Genomic DNA, 26,227 nt, shown 5'->3' on the forward strand with positions numbered 1-26,227 from the left:
GCCCCCTGCCCGACCTACCCGCCGGGCTCGTTTGTCGCTGAATCTTCCTGCCCCCACACAGTTGGTTTGGGCGGGTGCGATGGCCGCCAGTGTCGTCATCCGGCTGGAACAACGGATGATCGTCAAACGACGTCTTTTAAATCTCTTTAAGGACCTTTGTCGTGCTAAAACGCGCATTAACCATCGCCATGGCCTTTGTGGGCCTGAGTATTGGCGCAGGCTTCGCCTCTGGACAGGAGCTGTTGCAGTTCTTCGTCGCTTTCGGCGTTCCTGGTCTCATCGGTGCTGTGGTCACCGCTTTGCTCATGTGCCTCGTGGGCATTGTCATTTTGCAGTTGGGAAGCTACTTCCAAGCCACTGAGCACTCGGCTGTTCTGGCTGAGTACACCCACCCGGTGTTCGCCAAGATATTCGACGCCGCGGTGATGTTGACGGTGTTCTCCATCGCCATGGTGATGTTTGCTGGTGCGGGCGCCAACCTGAATCAGCAGTTCGATCTCCCCACGTGGGTTGGCTCTGTTGGCCTGTTGCTGCTGGTGTTGGCTCTGGGCTCTTTGGATGTTGACAAGGTGTCCAAAGTTATTGGTGCCGCTACGCCGTTCATCGTGCTGTTCATTGTGATTGCCGCGGTGTACTCGATTACTCACGCCGATGCGGACTTCGCCACCCTGGAGGCCGCCACGAAGGAAATCGATACCGAGCTGCCAAATATTTTCATCGGTGTTGCTTCCTATGTGGGCTTCTCCCTGATGGTGGTGGTCTCCATGTCGATCGTTATCGGTGGTGAGTACCTGGTGCCCCGCACTGCGGGCCTAGGTGGTTTGATGGGTGGCTTCATCTTCGGTTCGCTGCTGGTGCTCTCCGTGGTGAGCTTGTTCTTGAAGATTGAGCAGGTCGGCCACTTGGACATGCCGATGTTGGGCCTGGTCGGCTTGATTAGTCCCGCCATGGGTGTGGCCATGTCTGTGGTGATTTTCGCGATGATCTTTAACTCTGCGCTGGGTATGTCCTACGCGATGGGTCGTCGTTTGTCGGCTGGCCACCCGGAGCGTTTCAAGAAGATGTTCTACCTGACGGTGATCGTGGCCTTCTTTGCTGGCTTCCTGGGCTTCAAGCGTCTGGTTAGCTACCTGTTCCCGGTGCTGGGCTACATTGGCGCGGTGTTGACTGTGGTGCTGATCATCGCCTGGATCAAGGACCACCACCTGATTCGCAAGGAAATCAAGCGCCGTGTCCGTATTCGTGACTTGGTGACTTTGCAGTTGCACCCGGAGATGAACTTCACCAAGGCGCATCAGCGGGAGTTGGATCGTCGTGTGGCTGCCTCCAACATTGAGGACGATGATCTTGCCCGCACGGTGCAGGAAGAGGTCGTGGATAAGTTGGTGCGTGACAGCAATGTTGATTTCACCGAGGAAGACGGCTTAAAGGCTTTGGGCGACGATGGGCAGGCACGGAGCTAGCTTGTGTGCTTGGCCTGGGCTTGGTGGAGCTTGATAGCTGACCAACCTGCTGCCGAGGTTGAGTAATGCTTTGACTTCGTCTAAGGCAAGCAGCCTGACATGCCACTGGTGTGGTGTGTCAGGCTGTTTTTGTATTTGTATTTGTAGCTGGGGCGGGGAGTACTGGTGGGGTGGTGTTTTGCTTGACGTGGGGTGTGTGGCTGCGCGGTTGTGTGAATGTGTGGCTGTGTGCGTTTGCCTGGGTTGAGGTGGCCATAAAAAGAGGCCTGCCACGGTGGTGCTGTGGCAGGCCTGGGGTGCGTCGCGGGTGGGGATTAGTGCATGAGCAGGCGGGCGGTGATGGCGATCATGATGAAGCCGATGATGATGTTGAGCCCGCGCCACACAGCCGGTTTGGACAGTGGGGTGGATAGTTTTTGGGCGCCGAAGCCGAGGGTGGGGAACCACATCATGGAGGCGGCGATAGCGCCGGCGGCGAAATACCAGCGTCCGATTGCGCCTTCTTGGTTGGCGAGTCCGCCGAGCATGACGATGGTGTCAATGTAGGCGCCCGGGTTGAGCCAGGTCAGGACGAAGGCTGCGATGACTGGTGCTTTCCAGCTGGGGGCCTGGGTGGTGCGTCGGCGGGTGCGGGTCAGCACAGACGAGCCGCTGTGGGGCAGTCCATCGTCGGGGTGGACGTCGGATAGTGGGGCGTGGGGGAGAGGTGAGTCGTCAACGTCGAGGGCGGGGGTCACCGTGGTGGGGGCGTCGGTGGTGTCGAGGCCTTTGGGGTGGATGGCGTCGCGGAAGCAGGTGTAGGCGAAGAAGAGCAGGTAGGCGGCGCCACCGTAGGTGAGTGCGGTTAAGAGCCAGGGAACGTTGTCGATGATGATTCCCACGCCTGCGGTGCCGGCGGAGATCATGAAGATGTCGCTGATGGCGCAGACAGCGATGACTTTTCCGACGTGTTGTCGTTTGAGTCCCTGTTTGAGGATCAGGGCGTTTTGGGGCCCGATTGCGATGATGAGGGACAGTCCTACCAGGAATCCGTGTAATGCGACGCTCATGGGTGTAAGCGTGCCAGCCCAAGAACTTAAAAGAAAATAACGAAAACTTGAGTTTCGTTAGAATTGCTTCATGAACCCTTCCCACATGGCAACGTTGCTCGCAGTGTTGGATGAAGGCAGCTTTGAAGCCGCCGCCCTATCCCTAGCAATCACCCCTTCCGCAGTAAGCCAGCGGATCAAAGCGCTGGAGAACCAGACCGGGCGCGTACTCATCCACCGCACCCAGCCGGCAACCCCGACTGAGGCGGGCGAGATCCTGGCGCAAGCCGCGCGACGGATGGCGCTGCTGCAGGCAGAAACCGACGCCCAGCTGCGGGGTCGGCTGGCGCACATCCCATTGAGTGTGGCCGTCAATGCCGATTCCTTGGCCACGTGGTTTCCCCATGTGCTTGCCGCGGCTGCCCAATGGGATAACGCCTCCTTGCGCCTGCACGTCGAAGACGAGGCGCACTCGCTGAAGCTGCTGCGACGCGGTGATGTGTTGGGAGTAGTGACCCGCGAATCCACGCCAGTGTCAGGCTGCGACGTCAAATCCCTGGGGGTGATGCGCTATCGAGCGGTCGCCAGCCCACGGTTGGCGGCGCAATACACCGCCGCAGACGGCAGCATCGACTGGGCCAACATGCCAGCTTTACGCTACGGACCCCGGGACGCGCTACAAGACGCAGACCTCATCGGCCGCGTCACACACATGCCCCGGCGCAGGCGCATTAGCCAAATCCCATCCTCCCAAGGATTTTTGTATGCGGCGCGAGTGGGCCTGGGATGGGCACTACTGCCGGACCTGCAAGCCCAGGATCTGCTGGATTCGGGGGAGCTTATCCTGCTGGACGAACAGGTAGAAGATGTGGCTTTGTACTGGCAGCACTGGCGGCTGGAATCGCCGTTGCTCAACAAGCTGTCCTCTGCAGTGGTCGACGCCGCCTCCGATTTGCGGGCTCCCCGGCACGTCACCGGCCTGTAGAGGTTGTGCGGAACATCGTTTTTGTGCACCACTTGTCGGCCTGGCACCACCACCTGCGCCTGCGCAAAGAATACTGTGTGCCAGTATGAAGTCACAGCACCCCAACCAACCCGATCGCGCCCGCGCCGAAGATTTCGACGACGTCGACATCCCCACGGTCAGCGGTAACGACATCTACGCCCGCGTCGGGCGCGCAGCGCCCCAAACCATCTCCCCGCAACAGCAGCCACCGGTGGAAGACACCACCCCAGTGGCAGCTAGCGACACCGTAGAGCTGGATTCCGCCGCGCCGACCACCACCTTCGAATCCGTCACCCCGGCCAGCCCCACCCGCAAAGAGCCGGCGCTGGCCTCCGACGCACCGACCACCGCCTTCGACGCGCCCGCCGGGCCGACTCCCGGCCAGCAACGCGCCGCCGATGTCGCCAAACTGCTGCCACCCCTGGACGAGGATCCGGCGCGACCCAGCGCCGGCACCAAGCCCGTCGACGAAGCCCCCACCGCAGTGGTCGCATCCCCGGCCACGCCCAAGAACCAAACCAGCTTCGATCCCGCGCCGCCCACGGACGTATTCGAGCCCGTCGCTCAACCGCTGATCGACCCAGTCGATACCGAATCCGCCGAATACGCCGCACTCAACGACGACGCCGTCGTACAAATGGCAGCAGACCCCCGCCGCGGCACCATGGACTTCGGTTTGCTGCTGCTGCGCCTCGTGCTTGGCGCCATCCTCGGATTCCACGCCCTGGCGGTGTTCTTCTCCCTCGCCGGCAATGCAGGCATGGTCGGGCTGCAAAACGAATACGCCCAATACACCTACCCCAGCATGCTGGCCATCGCGATCCCCGCCCTGGAACTGACCGCCGCAGTGTTCCTCATCCTCGGCCTGATGGCTCCCATCGCCTCCGCGGTCGCCATCGCAGCCACCGGATTTACCCTGATCCACCAGATCTGGGCAGGCGGCACCGAAGACGGCATCATTCTCGCCGGGGTGCTCCTCGGCATCGCCATGGTGCTCCAATTCACCGGCCCCGGCCGCTACGGGCTGGACTTCTCCCGCGGCTGGGCGCGTCGACCCCTCGCCAGCTCCTATGTGCTGGGCCTGCTCGGCGTGGCAGGCGCAGTAGCCCTGTGGTGGTTCGGCACCGGAATTAACCCGCTGGCCTAAGGCCGCTAGACTATGTGGGTGGTGGCCCAAAACCCACGCCGGGTGAGGCCACGTGGTGGCGTTGCACGCCCACCAACACCACCATCGCCCCTCATCGTCACAGGAGACACGCGCCATGAAACCAGACCTGCAAGCCATCATCGCCGGCCTCGTCGTCGGCATCGGCGGGTGGTTCGCTCTGTTCTCCTGGTCAATCGGCAACCCCGAACCGGCGTCCACCTACTTTCCCTGGGCAATCTGGCAAATGGTGGTCTTCGCAGTGATCGCCGCGGCCGGTGCTGTGTACTTCACCCTCGCACACCGCTTCGCGATCTCGACGACCTACGCCTTTGCGACCACCATTTCCTTCGTCGCACTGTTCATCCTGGCGGTGCGCTCCACCGACGTGACCGGGCTGTTCATGGTGGGTGCCTTCATGATCGTCGTCGGACTCATGACACTACTGATCACAGTCGCCGGCATCACCGCCCTGGTGTCCTGGGCGGCGCACCGCAACCACGCAAGCAACGCCGGATAATCCCAGCACCTAAGCACCACTAAGGCCACCTCATTTCCCGAAAAGTAGGGGGAAGGAGGTGGCCTTGGTCGTGTCGTCTTGTGTGGTGCTATGCAGCCCGGGGGACAGCCCCGGGCTGCATAAGAACCTAGTCGATGGAGCGCACCGCGCCCTTGTCTGCACTGGTGGCCATCTTCGCGTAAGCGCGCAGCGCCTTGGTGACGGTGCGCTGACGGTTCAGCGGGGCCCACGGGGTGGGGCGCTGCTCCATCGCCTCGCGGCGCGCTGCCAGCTCCTCATCGCTAACATTGACCGTCAGTTCACGGGTGTGCACGTCGATGGTGATCTCATCACCATTTTCGATTAGACCGATGGTGCCACCGTGAGCGGCCTCGGGGGAGATGTGGCCCACCGACAAACCGGAGGAACCACCCGAGAAACGACCATCAGTGATCAACGCACACTTCTTGCCCAGGCCGGCGCCCTTCAAAAAGGCGGTCGGGTGCAGCATCTCCTGCATGCCGGGCCCGCCGGAGGGGCCCTCATAGCGAACCACTAGCACCTCACCGGGCTGGATGGTGCCATTGAGGATGACCGAGACGGCTTCCTCCTGGGATTCCACCACGCGGGCCGGGCCGGTGAAACGCCACAGCGATTCGTCGACACCCGCAGCCTTAATGATGGCGCCATCGACCGCGAGATTGCCGCGCAGCACCGCCAAGCCACCATCCTTGGTGTAGGCGTGCTCCACATCGCGGATGCACCCGCCGGCAGCATCCACATCGAGCTCATCCCACCGGTTATTCGTCGAAAACGGCTCGGTGGTACGAACCCCGCCTGGCGCGGCGTGGAAGAGTTCCACGGCCTCAGCGCTGGGGTTTTCTGCACGAATATCCCATTGCGAAAGCCAGGATGCGAGATCGGGGGAGTGCACCGAGTGGACGTCCTCGTGCAGCAGTCCGCCACGGTACAGCTCGCCGAGGATGGCGGGAATACCGCCGGCGCGGTGCACATCCTCCATGTGGTAGTCGGAGTTCGGAGACACCTTCGACAGGCAGCCCACCTTCCTAGACAGCTCGTCGATGTCATCGAGGTCGAAATCGACCTCGCCTTCCTGGGCTGCTGCCAGGATGTGCAGCACGGTGTTGGTGGAGCCACCCATCGCCATATCCAAGGCCATAGCGTTGTCGAAAGCGTGGCGGGTGGCGATGCTGCGGGGCAGCACCGAGGTGTCGCCCTCGCCGTAGTAGCGCTTGCACAGTTCCACCACCAGGCTGCCGGCCCGTTCAAACAGGGCACGGCGGGCGGCGTGGGTTGCCAGGGTGGAACCGTTACCCGGCAGGGAAAGGCCCAGTGCCTCGGTGAGGCAGTTCATGGAGTTCGCGGTGAACATGCCCGAGCAAGAACCACAGGTCGGGCAGGCGGACTGCTCCACCCGGCTCAGTCCCTCTTCGCCCACCTCGGGGGAAGCGGATGCGGAAATCGCGGTCACCAAGTCGGTGGGGGCGTGGGCGACACCATCGACGACGACAGCTTTACCGGCTTCCATGGGGCCACCGGAGACGAAAACAACCGGAATGTTCAGGCGCAGCGCCGCATTGAGCATGCCCGGGGTGATCTTGTCGCAGTTGGAAATACACACCAGGGCGTCGGCGGTGTGTGCGTTGCACATGTATTCCACCGAGTCCGCGATGATTTCGCGGGAGGGGAGGGAATACAGCATGCCGCCGTGGCCCATGGCAATACCATCATCGACGGCGATGGTATTGAATTCTTTGGCGACACCACCGGCTGCTTCTACCGCTTCGGCGACGATTTTGCCGACGTCGCGCAGGTGGACGTGGCCAGGAACGAACTGGGTGAAGGAGTTCGCGATGGCCACGATGGGTTTGCCGAAGTCGGAGTCGGTCATGCCGGTGGCGCGCCACAAACTGCGGGCACCGGCCGCGTTTCGACCGACGGTGGTGACTTTTGAACGAAGAGGTATAGACATCTGGGCTGGACCTTAAATGAAGAAAAACGAAAACGTGTTGTGGTCACGTGTGGTGCCGCCTGCGGGTAAGGCAACAACACAACACGAACCGCGGAAGATCATGGGTGAGTTTTATAGTGAAAAAACTTCCGCCACAGATAACAAAGCTGCGTCACGGGATCGCCGCGAACGGGGGTCTGTTTCTTAGGCGAGGTGGGGTGGGGACGCCAAGAACACTACTTGGAACACTACTTGTCGGACTCGGAAGTTTCAGCCACTTCCTGCTGGGCTCGCAGGTGAGCTTGGGCTGCCGGATCGTCGCGATCGACCAGTACCTGGCGGCCATCACGGTGAATGATGACGACTTTTTCGTCGGCGGCTTCCAGGCCTGCAGTCAGGGCGTCGGGGATACGGCCCCGGGAGGCGGCGGCCAGGCGGGGCAGGGAGTTAAACGACACTCCGGGCAGGGGAATTTCTGACCCATCTGTGCGGGTGGCGAAAGCAGTGGCGCCACCGAAGCGGATGCCAGCGAAGTCTTCCCAAGGCACCTGTTGCGGGGCGGAAAAACCGCGACGTGCCTCGATGCCGGCTTCGTTCACGGTGGTGCGCGAGCGCCACACGTATGCGGCAAACAGGAGCGGCCAGGGCACAAACCACACAAAGACGAGGGGTTTTGCGGGCAGCATGAGCAGCACCATGACCAGTACTGCCGCAGCGCCTAGCAGGTGCAAACGGTCGGAGAGGAATACGCCGGACTCGTCTGCTGAGGTGTCTTTGGGGGTGGGCTTTTCCGAGGAACCGGGAGTAGTCATGGCAGCTATGTTACCCAGAACGATCAGGCGCCCCATCCTTTGCGGTGCATAGATGGGGCGCGTGGTCGGTGGCCAGAGGTGTTAGGGCTGGGCGGGGGTGTTCTCGGCGGAGGGGTCGGGCGCTGGTGCTGCGGGGGCGGGCGCGTTGTCGGGCTGGGGATTTTCCGCCGGCCCGGGGGCGTCATTCGGGGCTACTGGTGGGGCGGCGGGGGCGGTGCTTGTTGGCTGATCTTCGGGTGCGGCGCCGTTGGGTTCCGCCGTGTCGGCGGGTGTTTGCTCAGCGTCGGCGGTGTCCGGCTGCTGGATGGGGGTTGGGACTGTTGACGCGTTGGTTGGTGGGGTGGATTGGGTTGGGGTGGGTTGAGCGGGTTCCTCCGTGGGGGTGGGGGCGGGTTCTTCGCTTGGTTGCGGGGTGGTTGTGAGGGTGGCTTTCTTAGGTGCCCATGCCCCGTTGGGGTTGCCTTCGCCGGTGTCCATCGTGAGTCCTTGGAGCACCATGAGGGCTAGCAGTCCGACGAGCAGCAGGGTGGTTGATGGGCGGATGCGGTAGCCGAAGGAGAGGTATTTCGCTCCCGGAATTTTGGAGGTGCGGGGATCCTTGATGAGCCGTTTGGGGCCGTTGCTGTGCCCATCGGTGTCAGGGCCGATGGGATCGGAGACCGACACGTCCGAGCGGCTAGGTTCCTCGCCGCTGGTAGTAGGCCGCGCCGTGGTGGCGGCTGTGGTGGGCCCCTGCGAGGTGGGCGCTGGTGGTGGGGTGTCCATCAGGACGGTGTCGAGGGTGTCATCGCCGGTCAGTGGCACATCGATGCGGGGCTGGCGGTCGTAAGTGCGGGTGGTGACTTGGGTTTTTTCTGCGTCGACCATGCCGCGACGTACGGCGCCGGACACGGTGGTTGCGGAACCGTAGTCGGCCCAGAATTCGTCGAGCATTTCGGTGCGGATGGCGCGTTCCACGGCCCATTGGCGGGCGGGATTGACCTGCACCACGAAACGCATTTGCACCAGCCAGGGCATGCCGACGACGGTGGGTTTGTCGATGGACACTGCGGGGTGCACGTCGAGTTCCCCACGGATGTCGGGGGCGATGTCTTCCCGGGAGATTGCCCGCAAGGCGGCGTTGGTGCTGCGCTCAATCGCTTCGTCGATGGAGCCACTGGACAGCAGGGGAATGGGGACGACGGCGACGGCCCGAGACCAGTAGTTGGAGTGGTTGACCAGCACGCGGGCCGCGGAGTTGGGCACCAGAACGGTTTCGCCGTTGAGGGTGCGCACCCGGGTTGCGCGCATCGTCATTTGGATCACGTCACCTTCGACGTCCACGCCGTTGCCTTTAAATTGCACCCAGTCGCCCACACCGAACTGTTTTTCTTGCAGCACGAAGAATCCGGCCAGGAAGTCCGCGATCACGGATTGGGCGCCCAGGCCGACGGCGGCGGAAATCACGGTGGCGGGAATCGCCGCCCCGACGAGGGAGAAGCCTAGGGTTTTCAAAAACGCCACGATCAGCAGGAAGTAGGCCACCATCTGGGTGATGTAGACCAGGGTGCCGAAGATGGCGAGTTTTGATTTGGACTCTTGGATGTTGTCGTCGAGTCGGGATTGGAAGATGGTGATTGCGATGCGCCCGAGTCGTGGCACCAAAAGCGCGCACACGGTGATCATGGCGAGCGGAATACCGGGGTAGATCAGCCAGTTGCGGAGCTGATCGAGAAGATATCCGAGCGGGATGGCGCCAGATAGGGAGTGGATGAGGTATCTCGCAGTCATGAAGTTCAATGTAGCGAGACTGTGCGGATGCTGCTGAAAATGGTTGGCTGCGCAGGCGTGGTGGTTTCTTTTTCTGCGGGTGTTGTGGCGGGCGTGGGCTGTTTAAGGTCGTTGGCTGTGTAGGTGCTGGCGCAGTTTAGGGGTGCCCGGGGGTAGGGGTTGGTGTGTCGGCTGGCACGTTTGTGGCCCGTTGTGTAATCTACGTAACCATGATGATTCGACTTAGCGTAGTAATTAGCCAGCGGCGCCTGCCGTAGCGGCTCGTCACTGCACAGTCGATTCTCACGTCAGCGCCCCCAGGCTGGTGCCACACCCGGCACCTGAACAGCTTGAGGGCTTTTCTTATGACTACACCCTGCGCGTCGCGGTGAACCTCTCGTCGTGTCCTGGTGGGTCTTGCATAGTTACACGGGTGCGTGTGGCGTTGTTGCGTGTGAGTTTTTCCACGCGGCGAGTGCGGGATTCTTTGGGGCTATAGCGGGTAAGTTCACACAGCGAATGCCGTTGGATCGAACACAACTTCAGACATCAATCACATGCTGTTGACGTTGCCGCGTTGTGATGGGCCAGGTGATCTCTGGTTCGCGGTTGCACACCACCACCTGCATGGTGTGTTGTTTTGCGCTCAGGTTGCACCACGCCCAGCTGGGGCTGGTGGTGGGATCGGGCGTGAAACCGGTGACTGTTTTTTAGGTGTTGGTCATAGGTTTTTCCACCTTGCTCGCGGGGTGGGATTTGAGTACGCATTCTCATCACGAAGCTTAAAGGAGCAAAACGTCGTGAACGTGCCAGCTTCCGCACAGGCGGGCAAGGGTAAATCGCCTAAGCCCGCGAAGACTTCCAAGGGGCCAGAACGGATGACCGGCGCTCAGGCCATCGTTCGTTCGCTTGAAGAGCTGGGCGCCGACGTCGTATTCGGCCTCCCGGGTGGCGCTGTCTTGCCGCTCTATGACCCCATTTATTCCTCGGAGAAGGTCCGCCACGTGCTAGTCCGCCACGAGCAGGGCGCAGGTCACGCCGCTACGGGCTATGCGCAGGCGACGGGCAAGGTGGGCGTGTGCATCGCGACCTCTGGTCCGGGTGCGACCAACCTGGTGACCCCTATCGCTGATGCGAACCTGGATTCGGTTCCGATGGTGGCTATTACTGGCCAGGTCGGTCACACGCTGCTGGGAACCGACGCTTTCCAGGAGGCGGATATTCGTGGCATCACGATGCCGGTGACCAAGCACAACTTCATGATCACCGACCCGAACATGATTCCGGCGGCGCTGGCTGAGGCGTTCCACCTGGCTTCCACGGGCCGTCCGGGCCCGGTGCTGGTGGATGTGCCGAAGGACATCCAAAACGCCGAGATGGATTTCGTGTGGCCGCCGAAGATGAACCTTCCCGGCTATAAGCCGGTGACCACGGGGCACCCCCGCCAGATCAATGAGGCCATCAAACTGATTGCCAAGGCCGAAAAGCCCTGCCTGTACATCGGTGGTGGCGTCATCAAGGCGGAGGCGCACCAGGAGCTGCTCGACTTTGTGGAGTACACCGGCATTCCGGTGGTGACCACCCTGATGGGTTTGGGTTCCTTCCCGGATTCCCACCCGCTGCACATGGGTATGCCGGGCATGCACGGCTCGGTGTCTGCGGTGGGCACCATGCAGCGCTCCGACCTTTTGATCACCATCGGCGCTCGTTTCGATGACCGCGTCACTGGTGATGTGGATTCCTTCGCACCGCATGCGAAAGTCATTCACGCCGATATCGATCCTGCTGAGATCTCCAAGATCCGTACTGCCGATGTTCCGATCGTCGGTGACGCCAAGGAAGTGTTGGCCGACATGCTGGCCGCCTTCAAGGGCTCCAAGCACAACCCGCCGGATATCTCCGAGTGGGTGTCCTATGTCAGTGGTCTGAAAGAGAAGTTCCCCCGCGGCTGGGATGAGACCACCGATGGCAGCATTGCCCCGCAGTACGTCATCAACACTTTGAGCAAGGAGGTCGGCCCCGACGCGATCTATTGTGCGGGTGTCGGTCAGCACCAGATGTGGTCGGCGCAGTTCATCGACTTCGAAAAGCCCCGCACCTGGCTCAATTCCGGTGGCGCCGGCACCATGGGCTACTCCGTGCCCGCTGCGATGGGCGCCAAGGCCGGTTGCCCCGATAAGGAAGTGTGGGCCGTCGACGGCGATGGCTGCTTCCAGATGACTAACCAGGAGCTGGTGACCTGTGCGGTCGAAGGCTTCCCCATCAAGGTGGCTTTGATCAACAACGGCAACCTGGGCATGGTCCGCCAGTGGCAGACCCTGTTCTATGAGGGCCGCTACTCCAACACCAAGCTGCGCGAGCAAGGCGAATACATGCCGGACTTCGTGGGCCTGGCGGAAGCTATGGGCTGCGTGGCCATCCGGGTGACCAAGGAAGAAGACGTGCTTCCCGCCATCCGTAAAGCCCGCGAGATCAACGATCGCCCCGTGGTGATCGACTTCATCGTCGGACAAGACGCCCAGGTGTGGCCGATGGTCGCTGCCGGACACTCCAACACCGACATTGAGTACGCCCTCGGATTGCGTCCGCTGTTCGATGAGGACTCCGCCGGTGAGTCTCCCGCCGCGATTGATGTCGCGATCGACGACAACGCCAACGATGCGGCGAAACGAAAGGACAACAAGTAATGGCCAAGGAGATCAATCGCCACATCCTGTGTGTGCTGACCCAGGACACCGACGGCATCATCTCACGGCTTGCGGGCATGTTCACCCGGCGTGGCTACTCGATCGCCTCGATCGCCTCGGCGGCCACCCACACCCCGGGGATTAACCGCATTACCCTCGTCGTCGATGCTGACGAACTGCACATTGAGCAGATCACCAAGCAGCTCAACAAGCTGATTCCGGTGCTCAAGGTCATTCGCCTGGACGACGATCAGGCGGTGTCCCGCTCGATCATGCTGGTCAAGGTCGACGCCGATAACTCCAACCGCCCCCAGGTGGTGGATGCGGCCAAGATTTTCCGCGCCCGGGTCATCGATGTGGCGCCCGAATCCGTCGTGATTGAGGCCACCGGCCAGCCGGCGAAGCTGCAGGCGTTGATTGACGTGCTGGAGCCTTTCGGGATTCGCGAAATGATTCGCTCTGGTGAAGTTGCCCTGGGCCGTGGCCCGAAGGTGATGGCTCCCCGCAAGATGTAATCCAACCCAGCCCAGACTGTCTCACAATCTGGGATGGCGCCGTTGGGTGGTGTGTCCAGCGGTAATGGGGGACAAGCCCCCACAAAAATCCCCCGCGCGGGGGTAAAACACACCGCAATTCCCATTCTGTGATACGCTACATTTCACAGAATGGGATTTATGGAAGGCGTGAGGGTCTCCGCTTTCCATCCCACTGACAATGAACGTCCACACCGGAGATTTAAAAAATGCCGGTGCGGAACTCAACGAAAGGTTGCACGCCTCATGGCTATTGAAGTTCTCTACGACAAGGACGCTGATCTGTCGCTGATCCAGGGCCGCAAGGTTGCTGTCATCGGTTATGGCTCCCAGGGCCACGCTCACGCGCAGTGCCTCCGCGACAGCGGTGTCGAGGTCGTTATCGGCCTGCGTGATGGCTCCAAGTCCGCCGCCAAGGCCACCGAAGCTGGCTTTAATGTCATGCCGAACGCCGAGGCTGCCGCCTGGGCCGACGTGGTGATGCTGCTGGCTCCCGATACCTCCCAGGCAAAGATCTACAACGAGGACATCGCCCCCAACCTCAAAGACGGCGACGCTGTGTTCTTCGGCCACGGCCTCAACGTTCACTTCGACCTGATCGAGCCGGCCGATAACATCACCGTCGGCATGGTCGCCCCGAAGGGTCCCGGCCACCTGGTGCGCCGCCAGTTCGTCGACGGCAAGGGCGTGCCCTGCCTGATCGCTGTTGCGCAGGATCCCAAGGGTGAGGGCCGCGAGCTGACCCTGTCCTACGCTGCCGCCATCGGTGGCGCCCGCGCCGGCGTTATCCCCACCACCTTCAAAGAAGAGGTCGAGACCGACCTGTTCGGCGAGCAGGTCGTGCTGTGTGGTGGCCTGGAATACCTGATGATGGCTGGATTCGAGGTCCTCACCGAGGCTGGCTACGCCCCCGAGATGGCTTACTTCGAGGTGCTGCACGAGATGAAGCTCATCGTCGACCTCATCTGGGAGGGCGGCCTGGAGAACATGAACTACTCCATCTCGGACACCGCCGAGTACGGCGGCTACCTCGCCGGCCCCCGCATCATCGATGCCGACACCAAGCAGCGTATGAAGGACGTGCTTGCCGACATTCAGGACGGCACCTTCGTCAAGCAGCTCATCGCCAACGTTGAGGGCGGTAACAAGGATCTCGAGGACAAGCGTGCTGCCGTGAAGGCGCACCCGATCGAGGACACCGGCAAGAAGCTGCGCGACCTGATGAGCTGGGTGAAAAACCCGCTCGACGCCACCGCCTAAGGTGCCCTAGCGCCGCCTAAGGGCGTGTACATCAAAGCCTGACACTTTTCTCCCTTTTGGGGGTGGGAAGTGTCGGGCTTTTTCGCGTTTGGGCCAAATTATGGGCTGTCTAACCAGGGCGTTTTCAATAAGTTTTCATTAAGGGTGGTTTTGGGCATATACTACGAGCATGAATTCCGCTTCTCGCCACGACGCCACCGCCGACAAGTCTTGCGCGCATCAGAAGGCAGCCCACGGCGCGGCTGAAGCTGCCCAGGATTCCCAGCAGGCGGTAGAGGTAAAAAACGCCACAGAAACAGTGGACACTGGTGTGGGCACGCACCCACACCACGATCACGGGGATCGCGAGAAGCACCCAGGGCACGAGCATCACGAGCAGCACAGTCATGGCCACGGCCGCGAACATCACTCTCATGACCACGACCACGGCCACGGCCATGACCACGGCCACGGCCATGACCACGGCCACGGGGGACTGGTGCACAGTCACGCCCCCTCATCCACCGGCGCACTGCTCGCAGTCATCGCCCTGACGACCGTGATCTTCCTCGCGGAAATCATCGCCGGTGTCCTCTCCGGATCGCTTGCGCTGCTCGCGGACTCCGCGCACATGCTCTCCGATTCGGCTGGGCTTGTGATGGCCCTAGTGGCCATCCTTATTGGTCGCAAAACCGCCACCAGCACAGCCACCTTCGGCTACCGGCGCGTAGAAGTCCTTGCCGCCGCCATCAATGCGGTCACCGTGGGGTTGATCTCCGTGTGGATCGTGGTCGAAGCGATCATGCGCCTCGGGCACCCGGAAACCATCGACACCGGGCTCATGCTCGTCGTCGCCATCATTGGTCTCGTCGCCAACGTCGGCTCGGCACTGATCTTGGCGCGCCGCCAACACGACAGCCTCAACATGAAAGGCGCCTACCTGCACGTCCTATCGGACATGCTGGGCTCGGTGGCGGTCATCGTGGCGGGCCTAGTCATCCGCTACACCGGCTTCGTCTTCGCCGACACTATCGCCTCCCTAGCTATCGCCACGCTCATCCTGCCGCGAACCTGGGCACTGCTTCGCGACGCTGGGCGTGTGCTGCTCGAACACGTCCCTCAGGGCGTTGACGCCGAAGACATTCAACGTGCCATCGAAGCGGTTGTAGGCGTTCACCGCGTCCACGACCTGCACGTGTGGTCAGTCGACGGCAGCCAGGTGTTGGTCACCTGCCACGTCGTCACCACCGACACTGGATGCGTAGCCGGCCACTGCGCCTTGCTCGACAGCATCCACCAAGCCCTTCGCGAGGTCGGCGTCAGCCACAGCACCATCCAAATCGAAGGCGCTGCGCACCAGCAGCACGAAGACATCTGCCACTAAAACACCGCCGCTTTCAGCTACCGTTTGCGAATTCTGGGGAAGACCCCATTTTTCCCACTAAACCAATAAAATGCGAGCATTTCGCCTGCTCGTAGAGGCGTATGGGGCGGCGCTGACCTAAGAAGCTTCGTATTTTTTGCACCAGGGCTAAGGTTGATGGCATGGGTTTTTCAACGCCAAGCTATGACCTCATCGATCTGTTCAACCGCATCGATCGAGGGGACCTGCAACTTCCAGACTTCCAGCGCCAATACCTCTGGGACGTCGACCACATTCGCGCACTCCTTGTCACCGTCCTGCGTGGCTACCCCATGGGCGCACTGCTCGCCCTAGACACCCGCAACGAACCGATGCGATTTAGGCCCCGCCCCTTACAGGGCGCTCCGGATCATGGCGTCAACCCCGGCCTGCTGTTGCTCGACGGGCAACAGCGCATGACCACCCTCTACCACTGCCTGCGTGGCGACGGGGTAGTGGACACCCTGGACCACCGCGACAAGAAAATCCGCCGCCAGTTCTACGTCGACATCAACACCGCCGTGTCCCAGGAGATCATGCCCGACGAAGCGGTGATCTCAGTGTCCGCCGACGGGCAGGTGCGCTCCCATTTCGCGCTGCGCCGCTTTAGCACCATTGACAGCGATGAACATGCATTGTCCCTCGGGCTGATGCCCGTCAGCGCCCTGCTGTCCGACCGGGGCAGCGACATGCTCTTCGACCTGGCAGGCGATGAAAACCCGCAGGTGCGGGAAGCCGCCAAGCAATTCAACAACGCGATTGCCAAACCGCTCGTGCGCTACAGCGTGCCCATGATCCGCCTCGATCGTGAAACCGCCCAGGGGGGCGTGGGTTCCATCTTTGCCCGGGTGAACTCCGCCGGCCTGCAAATGGGCATCTTCGACCTGCTCACCGCGGTGTTCGCCAGCGAGGACCCCGACTTCCACCTGGCAACAGACTACGAAGCCACCGCCAAGCTCTTTTCCACCCACCCGAATCTTTCCCGCTTGAAGCGCACAGACTGGCTCACCGCCGTCAGCCTGTATCTCACCGCCAAACAAGGCTACGCCCGCGGGCAGCGGGAAGACATCTTGCGGTTGTCGCTAGAGGAATACCAAGCCGGCGCGCAACGCATGCGGGAAGCCTTCGCGGAAGCGTCGACCTTCCTAAAGCAACGCTGCATCCTTGACTCCAGCTTGGTTCCCTATACCTTCCAGATCGTTCCGCTCGCAGTCATTCTCGCCTTGCTTGACGAACGCCCCGGCGCCTTGGCCAACACCCGCGCCTGGGATCGCCTGAACCGGTGGTTCTGGTGCGGCGTTTTCGGCGAGCTTTATGGCGGACCCAGCGTGGTCAACCGTGCCGCCCGCGACGTCATCGAGGTCACCGAGTGGGTTGCGGCCGGCGATGATCAGGACGTGCGCGTGCCCGGAACCGTCGAGCAAGCCAGCTTCGTGGAATCCCGCCTGCTGTCCGCAACCCGCAAAGATGGCCTGTACAAGGGAATCTATGCGCTGATCATGGGTCGTGGGGCGCGGGATTGGCGCACCGCCCAAGCCTTCGACGCCTACAGCTACGACGAGATGGACACAGACTTCCACCCGATTTTCCCGCTGTCCTACTGTGCCGATCACGGCATTGACCCGGTGCTCGCTGGTAGCGTCATCAACCGTACCCCGATGGGACGACGTACTGAGGTGGTGTTGGGTGGCGCATCTCCCGCCCGCTACCTTAAGCGCGTCCAAAGCAAGTCCCTAATGGAAGATGAAGAATTCGACGCGGTGCTAGCAACTCACCTGGTCAACCCGGAGCTGCTGCACCGCGGCGACGCAGAAGAATTCTTCGCCGACAGGCGCAGCCAGCTGCTCGAGATGATTGAGCACGCCATGGGTGCGACAGCAGACCGCGATGTCAACGACAATGACCTGTCCGGCGGAGTGGAAGGACCCAATGCATTTGCCTAAACTCGCACGCCGTGCCCGCTTAACGCGCGCGCCCTTAGCGCTCGTTACCGCTGCATCCCTCACGCTGGGCTTGGCAGCCTGCGGGAGCGACAACCGCGAGGAGGCCGCCGCGCCAGCGGCCACAGCACCGGCAGCCACCTCGGCTCCGCACCAACCAGCAGCACAACCGACCCTGCCCGACGGCTCGCGCACTTTGCTGCCCAATCACCGCATCGTCGCCCTCTACGGGCACCCCAGTGGCCCGGCATTGGGTGCACTGGGGGAGCAAAACCCCCAAGAAGCGGTGGAAAGAATCCAGCGCATCGCCAGCTACTACCAGCCGCTGTCGGATGTCCCGGTCATGCCGGCATTTGAAATCATCGCCACGGTCGCCTCCTCCGAGCCCGGCCCGGACGGCAACTACGTCAACGAAACCGACCCCGCTGAATTGGTGCCCTCCATCGATGCGATCACCCAGGCCGGCGGCTACGCGCTGCTAGATATCCAGCCGGGGCGTTCGAGTCTGAAGGAACTGGCCGAACAATACGAGGACCTGCTCAAACGTCCCGATGTTGGGCTGGCTATTGACCCGGAGTGGGCGCTCGGCCCGGACGAGCTGCCCGCCCAACAAGTCGGCCACGTCGACGCCGCCGACATCAACGAGGTTTCCGACTGGTTGGCCCAGCTGACTCGCGATAATGATCTGCCGCAAAAGGCCTTGGTGATTCACCAGTTCCAACTGCAAATGGTGCGCAACCGAGAAAACCTCAACCTGGATCACCCTGAGCTGGCCACCATCATCCACGTCGACGGGCACGGCCCCCGGGAAGACAAGATGTTCACCTGGGACACCATGCGCCAAGACCTCGACCCCCGGGTTTTCGTGGCGTGGAAAAACTTCTACGACGAAGACACCCCCATGTTCACCCCGGAGGAAACCATGGCGGTCACCCCCCAGCCGTCGTTCATTTCCTACCAATAATCCCAGTGGCAAAGGTGCGCGGCCGATGGCTTGGGGTGCATCGGGCGGAAAGTATGCGATATCCGCTCGTGTGCGCCACAAGACTCGGCTTGCTAAGCACCGCGGCGCTGCCTTTTCGGATGCCCTCCACCCCCTAAGACCACCCTAAAACTGGTCGTGGGTCACATATGGGGGCTAAAAATATACCCCCGTCGACCATGAAGTTTTGCTGGTGGGCTAGGATTTTTGCTTAGTCAGTTGCCAACTTTTCCGGCCCTGACCCCTCTTTCTCGCCGACGCGGTCGTGCCGACGGGGAAGAAGTGGCGAACAAAAAATCCTCATAGGAGACCAAGCACGTGAGTAACCGTCCGGTTGTCCTCATCGCAGATAAGCTCGCACAATCCACCGTCGACGCCCTTGGCGACGCCGTCGAGGTTCGTTGGGTTGACGGTCCGAACCGCCCCGAACTTCTCGCCGCCGTTGGCGAGGCGGACGCACTGCTGGTGCGATCTGCCACCACCGTCGACCGCGAGGTCCTCGAAGCTGCAGGCAAGCTGAAGATCGTCGGCCGCGCCGGTGTCGGCCTGGACAACGTCGACATCCCCGCCGCCACGGAACGTGGCGTGATGGTTGTCAACGCCCCGACGTCCAACATTCACTCTGCATGTGAGCACGCAATCTCCCTGCTGCTGTCCACCGCACGTCAGATTCCCGCCGCCGATGCCACCCTGCGCAACGGCGAATGGAAGCGTTCCTCCTTCAATGGTGTCGAAATCTTCGGCAAGACCGTCGGCATCGTGGGCTTTGGCCACATCGGCCAGCTGTTCGCTCAGCGCTTGGCTGCCTTCGAGACCAAGATTATCGCCTTCGACCCCTACGCCAACCCGGCCCGCGCCGCCCAGCTGGGTGTCGAGCTCGTCGAGCTCGAAGAGCTGATGAGCCGCTCCGACTTCGTCACCATCCACCTGCCCAAGACCAAGGAAACCGCCGGCATGTTCAATGCCGAGCTGCTGGCGAAGTCTAAGCCGGGCCAGATCATCGTCAACGCCGCCCGTGGCGGCCTGGTCGATGAGCAGGCGCTGGCTGACGCCATCACCGAGGGCCGCATTCGTGGCGCCGGTTTCGACGTCTACGCCTCCGAACCCTGCACCGACTCTCCGCTGTTCAAGCTGGATCAGGTCGTCGTCACCCCGCACCTGGGTGCTTCCACCGTGGAAGCACAGGATCGTGCCGGCACCGACGTCGCCGATTCCGTGCTCAAGGCTCTGGCTGGCGAGTTCGTTCCGGACGCGGTCAACGTGTCCGGTGGTCGCGTGGGCGAAGAGGTTGCCCTGTGGCTGGATCTGGCCCGCAAGCTCGGTGTGGTTGCCGGTGAGATCCTGGCCGGTGCGCCGGTGTCCCTGGAGCTGACCGCCCGTGGCGAGCTGTCCACCGAGGACGTCTCCACCCTGGGTCTGTCCGCCATGCGTGGCCTGTTCAGCGCCATCATCGATGAGCCGGTCACCTTCGTCAACGCCCCGCGTATCGCGGAAGAGCGTGGCGTGGAGCTGCTCGTGACCACCGAGCCGGAATCCGTCTCCCACCGCTCCGTGATCGAGGTCAAGGCCATTGCCGCCGACGGCACCGTCGCCAGCGTGGTGGGTGCCCTGACCGGCCTGGAGCGCGTCGAGAAGATCGTGCGCATCAACGGCCGTGGCCTGGATATGCGCGCCCAGGGCCGCAACCTGTTCCTGCACTACTCGGATGCCCCGGGTCTGCTGGGCAAGGTCGGCACCAAGCTCGGCAACGCTGGCGTGAACATCGTTGCCGCCGCCCTGAGCCAGGACTCCGACGGCGAAGCCGCCACCCTGGTGCTGCGCGTTGACAGCGAAGTGCCGCAGGCCATCATCGATGAGATCACCGGCGAGCTGGTTGCTCGCGCGATCCAGATCGACTTCGACGCTTAAAAAATCTGCCATCCTCGGCCAGCGAAAATGTTCTCGCTGGCTGGGGGCATAGCATTAAGGCCCTTCCGGGGCTTTCCACACATACACAGGTGGTGGAAAGCCCCGGAAGGGCCTTTGTCATGTGGCCTATGGCCGGTTATGTGGTGGCCTAGCGGCCGCGGAGATAGTCGTCGATGCTGCGGCAAGCATCGTCGAGGATGCCGGGCAGCTGCTGCTGTTCCTGCTTACTAAACGGCTTGAGGACAAAGCTGCGGGGTTCTTGCCGCCCGGGTGGGCGTCCGATGCCGCACTTGAGGCGGGCAAACTCCGGCGTGCCCAAAGCCTTCGAAATAGATTTCAGGCCATTGTGCCCATTGTTGCCGCCACCGATCTTGAGCGACACCGTGCCGAAATCTTGATCAAGTTCGTCGTGCACGACCAGGATGTCGGCGGGGGAGAGCTTAAAGAACTGGGCCACGGCCTTGACGGGTCCGCCACTTTCGTTCATGAAACAGCGCGCCCGCATCAGCGCCACCGTGGTCTCGCCTGCCTTAAAAGCCCCCAGCATGGTGTTGGTCTTTTTATGCTGGCTCAAGTTGACGTAGTTGCTGCGGGCCAGTTCGTCGACCACCATGTATCCGACGTTGTGCCGGGTCTTTTCGTATTCGGGGCCGGGGTTTCCCAGGCCGACGACGAGCAGATTCTTCATGTGTTCATCAAAGCACATCCCGGGCGAAAACCCTGCCATGTGGCCACCGCCTAGCTGCTGCTTACTCGTCGTCGAAACTTGGCGGGGTCATGATGAGCACTTCGAAAGGATCCGTGTCGTCTTTGTTCCAATCAGGGTCCGTGTGGGGGCAGTCAGTCATCCAGTCCTCATTGTTCAAGGCAGTGATCGCGGTCGGGGTGTGCCCGAAGCGTTGGGCATATGCGACGGGATCCCCCTGGTGAGCAAGGCCCAGTAGGGGTTGATTCGCCCGGCCGACTTCGGAGGCGATCGCAGCATCGAGTTCCACGGTGGCAGGGTGGTCTGCGGGGGAGTCGACATAGGAGATCATCTCATCGCAGGATTGGGAAATGATGTCGGGTATCCCAAGCAGTTCCACCACGGGAAGGAAGTACGCGGAGGGGTTGATCAAGGGATTGTCCGGGTCGGTGCATTCCGGTGACGGTGGTATCTGGAGGCCGAAGGCGAGCGCTTTGAACAGGTCGCTGATATCCAGGCAGGCATGTGTAAGAGGGCTGCGGGGGCGGGCCCCTGTCGGGCTATTGGGCTGCGCCCAATGGGGATCGGGACCTGTGGCGGCATCAAATTCAGAGAGTGAATGGGCGAGGCTCTCGAAGCTTTTGGGCTGCCACCCGAGGATGGTCTGTAGGTGGCCTGCGCAGGAGTTGGCGATGTCTGCCCACCGTGATTCTTTGATGCTGATTGCTGGCCATAGTGGTACTACGTATCTGGGCGTGTCGACCCAGCGGATGTTGTCTGAAATGTCTTGTGCGATCTCAGCGGTGGTGTCGGTCAGTGCGGTGTTGGTGTCATGGGTGCGCAGGAGTTGTTCGCGGATCTGTTCAACATAGCCTCGTGCGATCGCAGCCACAGTGAACATGATGTGGCCATAGGGGTGGTGACGGTTGTGGCGCATGAGTGCGGTGGCGATCGCATCAAGCTGGTCTTTGTCGACGGGGTAGGCGCCTGCGGCGTGTAGCGCGTGATGCAGGTGGGTGCGTAGGTCAGCTACGAAGAGCTGTTCGATGAGGGTTTTGACTTCGTCGAGGTCGAGGTCGAGGTCGAGGTCGTGGGCTTGTGGGCTGTTGGCGGTTGCGCTGGGCGGGGTGGTTTCGGGTGCGGGGTCTTTGTCCCACACGGTTTTTGACCAGTGTGTGGCGAGGTCTTGGGCGAGCTGTGAGCCGTAGTTTTGGACTGTTTTGGTTGGGTGTTGTGGGCTGTAGCGGTTGCGGGTGAGCCGGAAGCGGGCGGCGATGTGCAGGGCACGGGTGATGATGGCTTCTGTGTGGCCGGTGGTGGCTGCGCTGGGGAGGAAGGCGTCTAGGGTGCTGCCGCGCAGCACCCATTGGTAGGGGCTGGGGTGTCCCTGGTGGATTGCTTCGGCGGGGGTGGATAGTTGTGCATAGCTGATGCTGGGGGTTGAGATTGGGTAGATCCACCCTGTGTGGATGAGTTCGGTGAGGGCTTGGCCAGTGAATTCGATGTGGTTGTCGAGTCCGAATATTGCTGCTGGGGGCCGCATTCCGAGGCGTTGTTCTTGGAGATAGCCCAGGGCGAGAAGTTGCGTGCGGGTGCTGCTTGCGCCGATAAAGGCGAACATGTCGAAGGTGTGGTTGGTGGCGGCGGAGGCCGCTAGGTGGGTTGCGATGTGGGCGGCTTGCCCGTCGAGCGGCTGTGCGGTGTGTGTTTGCGTCAGGTCGCGGGCGCGGTTGGTCAGGGCTTGGTGTGCTTCGGCGAATAGTGGGTGGGTGGGGTTGGCGTGGGTGTTGTAGGCGTTGCTGACAATTGCGCTGAAGTGGGGGTCGCAGTAGCGGCAGATGACCTGTTTGCCCCTGATTGCTTCGGACAGGCGGGTGCGGTTTGTCAGGACTAGGGGGCGGAGGCATTCGGCGCACACGCCGGGGTTAAGTTGTGCGCGCGCCCCGACGGCGGCCAGGTGTGCCGGTTGGAGTCCGCCGTATGGGGAGGATGTGGGGCGGGTGATGTCGTTGACGAGGTAGGTGAAGTCGAGGGAGCCGTATTGGTTGGCCCCGGTGTTTGCCCAGTATTGCTGGGCGTAGAGCTGGATGTCGGGTGAGACGAGACGGTTGGGTTCGAGGTGGAGTGTGTAGGTGCTGTTGAGTCGGATGGTGGTGCTCATGGTGAGGGTATAGAAACTGTGGTGGGGGTGGTCATCGGTTGAGGGCTGCGCTTGTGAGGGCGGTGAGTTGTTCTTTGCTGACCGGCCCGAAAGCGCCGAGTGATGTGGGGTAGGTGATCTGTGGTTGGTGGTGGATGTCGATGGGGTGGGCGAACAGGACGGTGGGGCGGTAGGCGCAGTATGTGCCTTCGATGTCGAGTGTCCAGTCGAAGGGGGTGTGGGCGACGAGCCAGTCGAACAATAAGCGCAGTTTGGTGGCGTCTGCGCCGGAGGCGTAGTCGGCTTCGAGGCAGTGGTAGGGCATGTCGTTGTCGGCTGTTGTGGGGCTGAAGTCGATGATGGCGCCGTCGTCGAGGGTGATGAGATAGTTGGATGCTTCGGCCGGGTCAGGGGTGAGGGTGATGAGGGGACAGCCGTGGAGGATTTCTTCGACTGGGACAGTGCTGAGGAGCCATTCGCGGGAATAGATGTAGGCGTCGGCCATGGTGGGTTTCCTTAAGCGGGGTTGTAGGTGATGGTGTTGTGGTCGAAAAAGCGGGTGCTGTTGGTGGTGTTGGGGTTGGTGGCCGGTGGTGGGGTGGGGGTGCTGCCGGTGGGGGTTGGGGGGAGGTGGTCGCCGAAGCCGTAGCGGGTGGGGTGGTGTGTGGGGAGGGGGAGGAGGTGCCCGCGGAGGTGGTTGAGGATCGTTGCTGCGATGTAGGTGCCATCGTTTTCGCTGCTGAGGGCGAGTCCGTGGGCGAGGATGCGGATGATGGTGTCGGGGTCGTCGCGCAGGTGTGGTTGCTGGTGGTTGCGGGTGGCGTTGAGGATGAAGCGGTAGAGGTGGGCTGCGCGACGTGTTGTGCGGGTGGTGAGGCTGTGTGTTTCGGGTGTGATGGGGTTGTTGGTGGGTGGGGCTGGGGTGTTTGTGTTGCTGCCGTAGATGTCTTCGGCGGCGTTTTTCCATTCGGTGGGGGTGTGGTTGCTGGCGATGCTGCTGAGGGCGCTGAGGATGGTTTTGGCGGTGCGGCTGTCTTTTTTGTGGTTGGTGGCGCGGGCGTCGGAAAGTTGTGTGGCGCGGGTGGTGCGTGCGTGGTGGCAGTGCGCGATGACGTCCACGTGGGGGTCTGTGGGGTCGTGGGGTTGGGTGTCGTCGACGGGGAAGATGGTGGGGGCTGGGTCGATGTGGTCGACTGCTGTGTAGAGTGCGGCGAAGGCGGCGGCGATGTCGGTGGTGGCTGTGGTGGGGTTGGGTGGTGGCTGGGGCTGGGGGTGCTCGGGCAACACAGTGGCGGTGATGCGTCCGAAGGGGGTGTCGTCGGCGGTGCTGCCGGTGATGAGTCGGAAGAATTCTTGGGTGAGGGGGCTGGCGAGGGGGCCGGTGTCGGCGATGTAGTTGTCGTACCAGCTGTCGAGGTTGCTGGCCCAGATTTTCTCGGCGGTGAAGGGGATGATGTTTGGGTGGTCGACGGTGGCCAGGGTGTGTTCGAGGCAGGTGAGCACGTGGTCGATGCTGCCGGGTGAGGGGGCCAAAAGCGCGTTTTCTGGTGGGGGTGTGGCTTGGGCGGTCTGCGATTGGGTGGGGATGAGGTCGAGGTGGCTGTGGGTGCGGGTGTGGGTGTGGGTGGTCGGTGGTGTGGTGGTTTGTGTCCAGCTGTCGCGGGTGTGGTCCATGGCTTGGCAGATGTGTTCGGCGATGGCGCGGGGCAGGTGTTGGTGGTGTTGGGCCAGGGACCACACGATTGCGAGGTGGATGGCTTTGTGGATGTGGGTGAGGCTGAGTTGGTTGATGCGGCTGTGGATGAGCAGCCGGGCGCGGTGGAGGTGCTGTTCGCTGGGCGGCAGGAGGCCGCCGTAGTGGCAGATGGTGTGGGTGATGATTGTCAGGGCGTCCTCGGTGAATGCGCGGTGGGCATGGTCGTAGAGTTCTGGGCCGTGTGCACGCAGGTCGATCAGTTCCTGGTAGGCGCCGCAGCTGGTGGCGAGGGTTTCGATGTCTGTGGTGCGGATCTTGGCATATGGCTGCGGTGGGGCCCACAGCCAGCCGGGTTGGCGGAAGGCGCTGATAAGGGGCAGGGTTGCGTGCATGGTGTCGGCGATGTTGTCGTCGGCGTCTTGCCAGAGGATTTCCCACCGGCCGGGGCTGTTGATGGGGCGGGTGAGTGGGCAGTGGGGTAGTAGCTGTTGGGCGTAGCGTTGGGGGTGGACCACGGAGTCGAGTACTTGGGTGTACATGGCGAGGGTGGCGCGCAGTTCGGTGGGGTTGCCGTGGTCGGCTTGGTGGTTGGCGTAGTCGGCGATGTGGCGTAGTTGTTGGTCCAGGTCGCGGAGGAAGGGCGCGAAGATCCCCGCGGCGCTCATCAGGGGTTCGATGGCGGTGGGGTGTGCGTAGCGGAAGTGTTCGGGGTTGGTGCTGGGTCCGTAGTGGATGAAGCCGCGCCATTGGGCGATGTCGAGCGCGCGGCGAAGCCAAGCGGGGGTTGTGGCGGCTGTGGTGATGGTTGCGGTGATGAAGTCGTGGGGGTTGTCGCGGAATTGGTCGATGTGTAGTAGTGCTGCGATGTAGGGGCGTTCGACAAGGGGGAGGCGTTGGAAGTAGTTCAGGATGTCGTTGTGGTCAGGTGGTTCGGCGCCACTGGCGTGGGGGTCGTAGGCGGTGCGGGTGCCGGTGCTGTGGGTGCGGGGGCGTTGGTGGAGGTGGCGGGCGCGTTGTTGGGCGAGGGTGCCGAGTTGTTGTGGGTTGTGGGGGACGCCGAGTGGGCTGGTCGGTGGCGTGTTGGCGGTGGTGTGCATGGTGTGTCCTGGCGGTGGTGTGGTGTTTTCTTGATTCGGAGTTTAGGAGCCGGTGGGTGTGTGCTTTGGGGGTTTGTCGAATGGGTGTGCGGTTGTGGTGGTTGGGAGGTTTGGTGGGCTCAGCCAGTGGGAAGACGAAAGTGCTAGACCAATTGGTCTGGTTAGGGGTTGTGGTGCGGGTGTGCGGGCGCTGTTTTTGGGGTGGTGGTGGGATGGCGCGTGGGGTGATTGTTGTTTTTTTGGGG

At 62.1% G+C, this 26,227-nt stretch carries 19 protein-coding genes; 11 read left to right on the plus strand and 8 right to left on the minus strand.

Annotated features, from left to right (window positions below):
• Window positions 1–161 precede the first annotated feature (161 nt).
• Window positions 162–1,463 (plus strand): YkvI family membrane protein, encoded by a 1,302-nt coding sequence (locus CAQU_RS05280; RefSeq protein WP_157108918.1) that lies wholly within the window; start codon window positions 162–164, stop codon window positions 1,461–1,463.
• 314 nt (window positions 1,464–1,777) lie between these two features.
• Here the strand turns inward: CAQU_RS05280 and CAQU_RS05285 are convergent, their stop codons facing one another.
• A complete protein-coding gene (locus tag CAQU_RS05285; protein ID WP_075725874.1) occupies window positions 1,778–2,512 on the minus strand; it encodes a LysE/ArgO family amino acid transporter in 735 nt (244 codons plus the stop codon).
• A 70-nt stretch (window positions 2,513–2,582) separates the two neighbouring features.
• Between CAQU_RS05285 and CAQU_RS05290 the strand changes: the two genes are divergently transcribed.
• The 3 genes from CAQU_RS05290 (at window position 2,583) to CAQU_RS05300 (ending at window position 5,161) form a co-directional block, all read left to right on the plus strand.
• Window positions 2,583–3,476 (plus strand): LysR family transcriptional regulator ArgP, encoded by an 894-nt coding sequence (locus CAQU_RS05290; protein WP_075725876.1) that lies wholly within the window; start codon window positions 2,583–2,585, stop codon window positions 3,474–3,476.
• Window positions 3,477–3,561: 85 nt separating this feature from the next.
• Window positions 3,562–4,644, plus strand: a complete 1,083-nt coding sequence (locus CAQU_RS05295; RefSeq protein ID WP_084562812.1) for a DoxX family protein — start codon at window positions 3,562–3,564, stop codon at window positions 4,642–4,644.
• 115 nt (window positions 4,645–4,759) lie between these two features.
• On the plus strand, window positions 4,760–5,161 hold the full coding sequence (locus CAQU_RS05300) for a hypothetical protein (protein ID WP_075725878.1): 402 nt from the start codon (window positions 4,760–4,762) through the stop codon (window positions 5,159–5,161).
• 127 nt (window positions 5,162–5,288) lie between these two features.
• Here the strand turns inward: CAQU_RS05300 and ilvD are convergent, their stop codons facing one another.
• From ilvD to CAQU_RS13195, 3 genes are all read right to left on the minus strand, one after another.
• Complete coding sequence (ilvD, locus tag CAQU_RS05305) at window positions 5,289–7,133, minus strand: dihydroxy-acid dehydratase (protein ID WP_075725880.1); 1,845 nt, start codon at window positions 7,131–7,133, stop codon at window positions 5,289–5,291.
• 227 nt (window positions 7,134–7,360) lie between these two features.
• Complete coding sequence (locus CAQU_RS05310) at window positions 7,361–7,924, minus strand: PH domain-containing protein (RefSeq protein WP_075725882.1); 564 nt, start codon at window positions 7,922–7,924, stop codon at window positions 7,361–7,363.
• Between the two features lie 81 nt (window positions 7,925–8,005).
• Entirely contained in the window at window positions 8,006–9,694 is a 1,689-nt protein-coding gene (locus CAQU_RS13195) for a mechanosensitive ion channel family protein (protein WP_075725884.1), read from the minus strand.
• 785 nt (window positions 9,695–10,479) lie between these two features.
• Between CAQU_RS13195 and CAQU_RS05320 the strand changes: the two genes are divergently transcribed.
• The 7 genes from CAQU_RS05320 (at window position 10,480) to serA (ending at window position 20,364) form a co-directional block, all read left to right on the plus strand.
• The gene (locus tag CAQU_RS05320; protein WP_084563172.1) at window positions 10,480–12,360 is read left to right on the plus strand and encodes an acetolactate synthase large subunit; all 1,881 of its coding nucleotides are present in this window, start codon (window positions 10,480–10,482) and stop codon (window positions 12,358–12,360) included.
• Entirely contained in the window at window positions 12,360–12,875 is a 516-nt protein-coding gene (gene ilvN, locus CAQU_RS05325; RefSeq protein ID WP_075725887.1) for an acetolactate synthase small subunit, read from the plus strand. The genes CAQU_RS05320 and ilvN overlap by 1 nt, the downstream gene beginning before the upstream one ends.
• Before the next feature lie 264 nt (window positions 12,876–13,139).
• Window positions 13,140–14,153 (plus strand): ketol-acid reductoisomerase, encoded by a 1,014-nt coding sequence (ilvC, locus tag CAQU_RS05330; RefSeq protein ID WP_075725889.1) that lies wholly within the window; start codon window positions 13,140–13,142, stop codon window positions 14,151–14,153.
• A gap of 475 nt (window positions 14,154–14,628) precedes the next feature.
• Complete coding sequence (locus CAQU_RS05335) at window positions 14,629–15,516, plus strand: cation diffusion facilitator family transporter (RefSeq protein ID WP_075728416.1); 888 nt, start codon at window positions 14,629–14,631, stop codon at window positions 15,514–15,516.
• A gap of 161 nt (window positions 15,517–15,677) precedes the next feature.
• A complete protein-coding gene (locus CAQU_RS05340; protein WP_075725891.1) occupies window positions 15,678–17,477 on the plus strand; it encodes a GmrSD restriction endonuclease domain-containing protein in 1,800 nt (599 codons plus the stop codon).
• On the plus strand, window positions 17,464–18,438 hold the full coding sequence (locus CAQU_RS05345) for a hypothetical protein (protein ID WP_075725893.1): 975 nt from the start codon (window positions 17,464–17,466) through the stop codon (window positions 18,436–18,438). The genes CAQU_RS05340 and CAQU_RS05345 overlap by 14 nt, the downstream gene beginning before the upstream one ends.
• 336 nt (window positions 18,439–18,774) lie before the next feature.
• On the plus strand, window positions 18,775–20,364 hold the full coding sequence (serA, locus tag CAQU_RS05350) for a phosphoglycerate dehydrogenase (RefSeq protein ID WP_075725895.1): 1,590 nt from the start codon (window positions 18,775–18,777) through the stop codon (window positions 20,362–20,364).
• Window positions 20,365–20,512: 148 nt separating this feature from the next.
• Here the strand turns inward: serA and pth are convergent, their stop codons facing one another.
• The 4 genes from pth to CAQU_RS05370 all read right to left on the minus strand — a co-directional run bounded on the left by pth (window position 20,513) and on the right by CAQU_RS05370 (window position 25,982).
• Window positions 20,513–21,052: an aminoacyl-tRNA hydrolase gene (gene pth, locus CAQU_RS05355; RefSeq protein ID WP_075728418.1), complete on the minus strand. Its 540-nt coding sequence runs from the start codon at window positions 21,050–21,052 to the stop codon at window positions 20,513–20,515.
• A gap of 61 nt (window positions 21,053–21,113) precedes the next feature.
• Window positions 21,114–23,210, minus strand: coding sequence for a hypothetical protein (locus tag CAQU_RS05360; RefSeq protein ID WP_075725897.1), 2,097 nt, complete (start codon window positions 23,208–23,210; stop codon window positions 21,114–21,116).
• Window positions 23,211–23,241: 31 nt separating this feature from the next.
• Window positions 23,242–23,694: a hypothetical protein gene (locus CAQU_RS05365; protein WP_075725899.1), complete on the minus strand. Its 453-nt coding sequence runs from the start codon at window positions 23,692–23,694 to the stop codon at window positions 23,242–23,244.
• Window positions 23,695–23,705: 11 nt separating this feature from the next.
• The gene (locus CAQU_RS05370) at window positions 23,706–25,982 is read right to left on the minus strand and encodes a hypothetical protein (protein WP_075725901.1); all 2,277 of its coding nucleotides are present in this window, start codon (window positions 25,980–25,982) and stop codon (window positions 23,706–23,708) included.
• Between the last annotated feature and the right edge of the window lie 245 nt (window positions 25,983–26,227).

Source organism: Corynebacterium aquilae DSM 44791, from assembly GCF_001941445.1.
In the GTDB taxonomy this organism is placed as follows: domain Bacteria; phylum Actinomycetota; class Actinomycetes; order Mycobacteriales; family Mycobacteriaceae; genus Corynebacterium; species Corynebacterium aquilae.

What these genes read in the sequence shown, in the direction of transcription:
- CAQU_RS05365 (WP_075725899.1), bottom strand. Translation starts at nt 23,694, where the DNA reads ATGGCCGACGCCTACATCTATTCCCGCGAATGGCTCCTCAGCACTGTC.
- CAQU_RS05310 (WP_075725882.1), bottom strand. Translation starts at nt 7,924, where the DNA reads ATGACTACTCCCGGTTCCTCGGAAAAGCCCACCCCCAAAGACACCTCA.
- CAQU_RS05285 (WP_075725874.1), bottom strand. Translation starts at nt 2,512, where the DNA reads ATGAGCGTCGCATTACACGGATTCCTGGTAGGACTGTCCCTCATCATC.
- CAQU_RS05360 (WP_075725897.1), bottom strand. Translation starts at nt 23,210, where the DNA reads ATGAGCACCACCATCCGACTCAACAGCACCTACACACTCCACCTCGAA.
- CAQU_RS13195 (WP_075725884.1), bottom strand. Translation starts at nt 9,694, where the DNA reads ATGACTGCGAGATACCTCATCCACTCCCTATCTGGCGCCATCCCGCTC.
- CAQU_RS05340 (WP_075725891.1), top strand. Translation starts at nt 15,678, where the DNA reads ATGGGTTTTTCAACGCCAAGCTATGACCTCATCGATCTGTTCAACCGC.
- CAQU_RS05290 (WP_075725876.1), top strand. Translation starts at nt 2,583, where the DNA reads ATGAACCCTTCCCACATGGCAACGTTGCTCGCAGTGTTGGATGAAGGC.
- ilvN (WP_075725887.1), top strand. Translation starts at nt 12,360, where the DNA reads ATGGCCAAGGAGATCAATCGCCACATCCTGTGTGTGCTGACCCAGGAC.
- CAQU_RS05300 (WP_075725878.1), top strand. Translation starts at nt 4,760, where the DNA reads ATGAAACCAGACCTGCAAGCCATCATCGCCGGCCTCGTCGTCGGCATC.
- pth (WP_075728418.1), bottom strand. Translation starts at nt 21,052, where the DNA reads ATGAAGAATCTGCTCGTCGTCGGCCTGGGAAACCCCGGCCCCGAATAC.
- CAQU_RS05295 (WP_084562812.1), top strand. Translation starts at nt 3,562, where the DNA reads ATGAAGTCACAGCACCCCAACCAACCCGATCGCGCCCGCGCCGAAGAT.
- ilvD (WP_075725880.1), bottom strand. Translation starts at nt 7,133, where the DNA reads ATGTCTATACCTCTTCGTTCAAAAGTCACCACCGTCGGTCGAAACGCG.
- ilvC (WP_075725889.1), top strand. Translation starts at nt 13,140, where the DNA reads ATGGCTATTGAAGTTCTCTACGACAAGGACGCTGATCTGTCGCTGATC.
- CAQU_RS05370 (WP_075725901.1), bottom strand. Translation starts at nt 25,982, where the DNA reads ATGCACACCACCGCCAACACGCCACCGACCAGCCCACTCGGCGTCCCC.
- CAQU_RS05345 (WP_075725893.1), top strand. Translation starts at nt 17,464, where the DNA reads ATGCATTTGCCTAAACTCGCACGCCGTGCCCGCTTAACGCGCGCGCCC.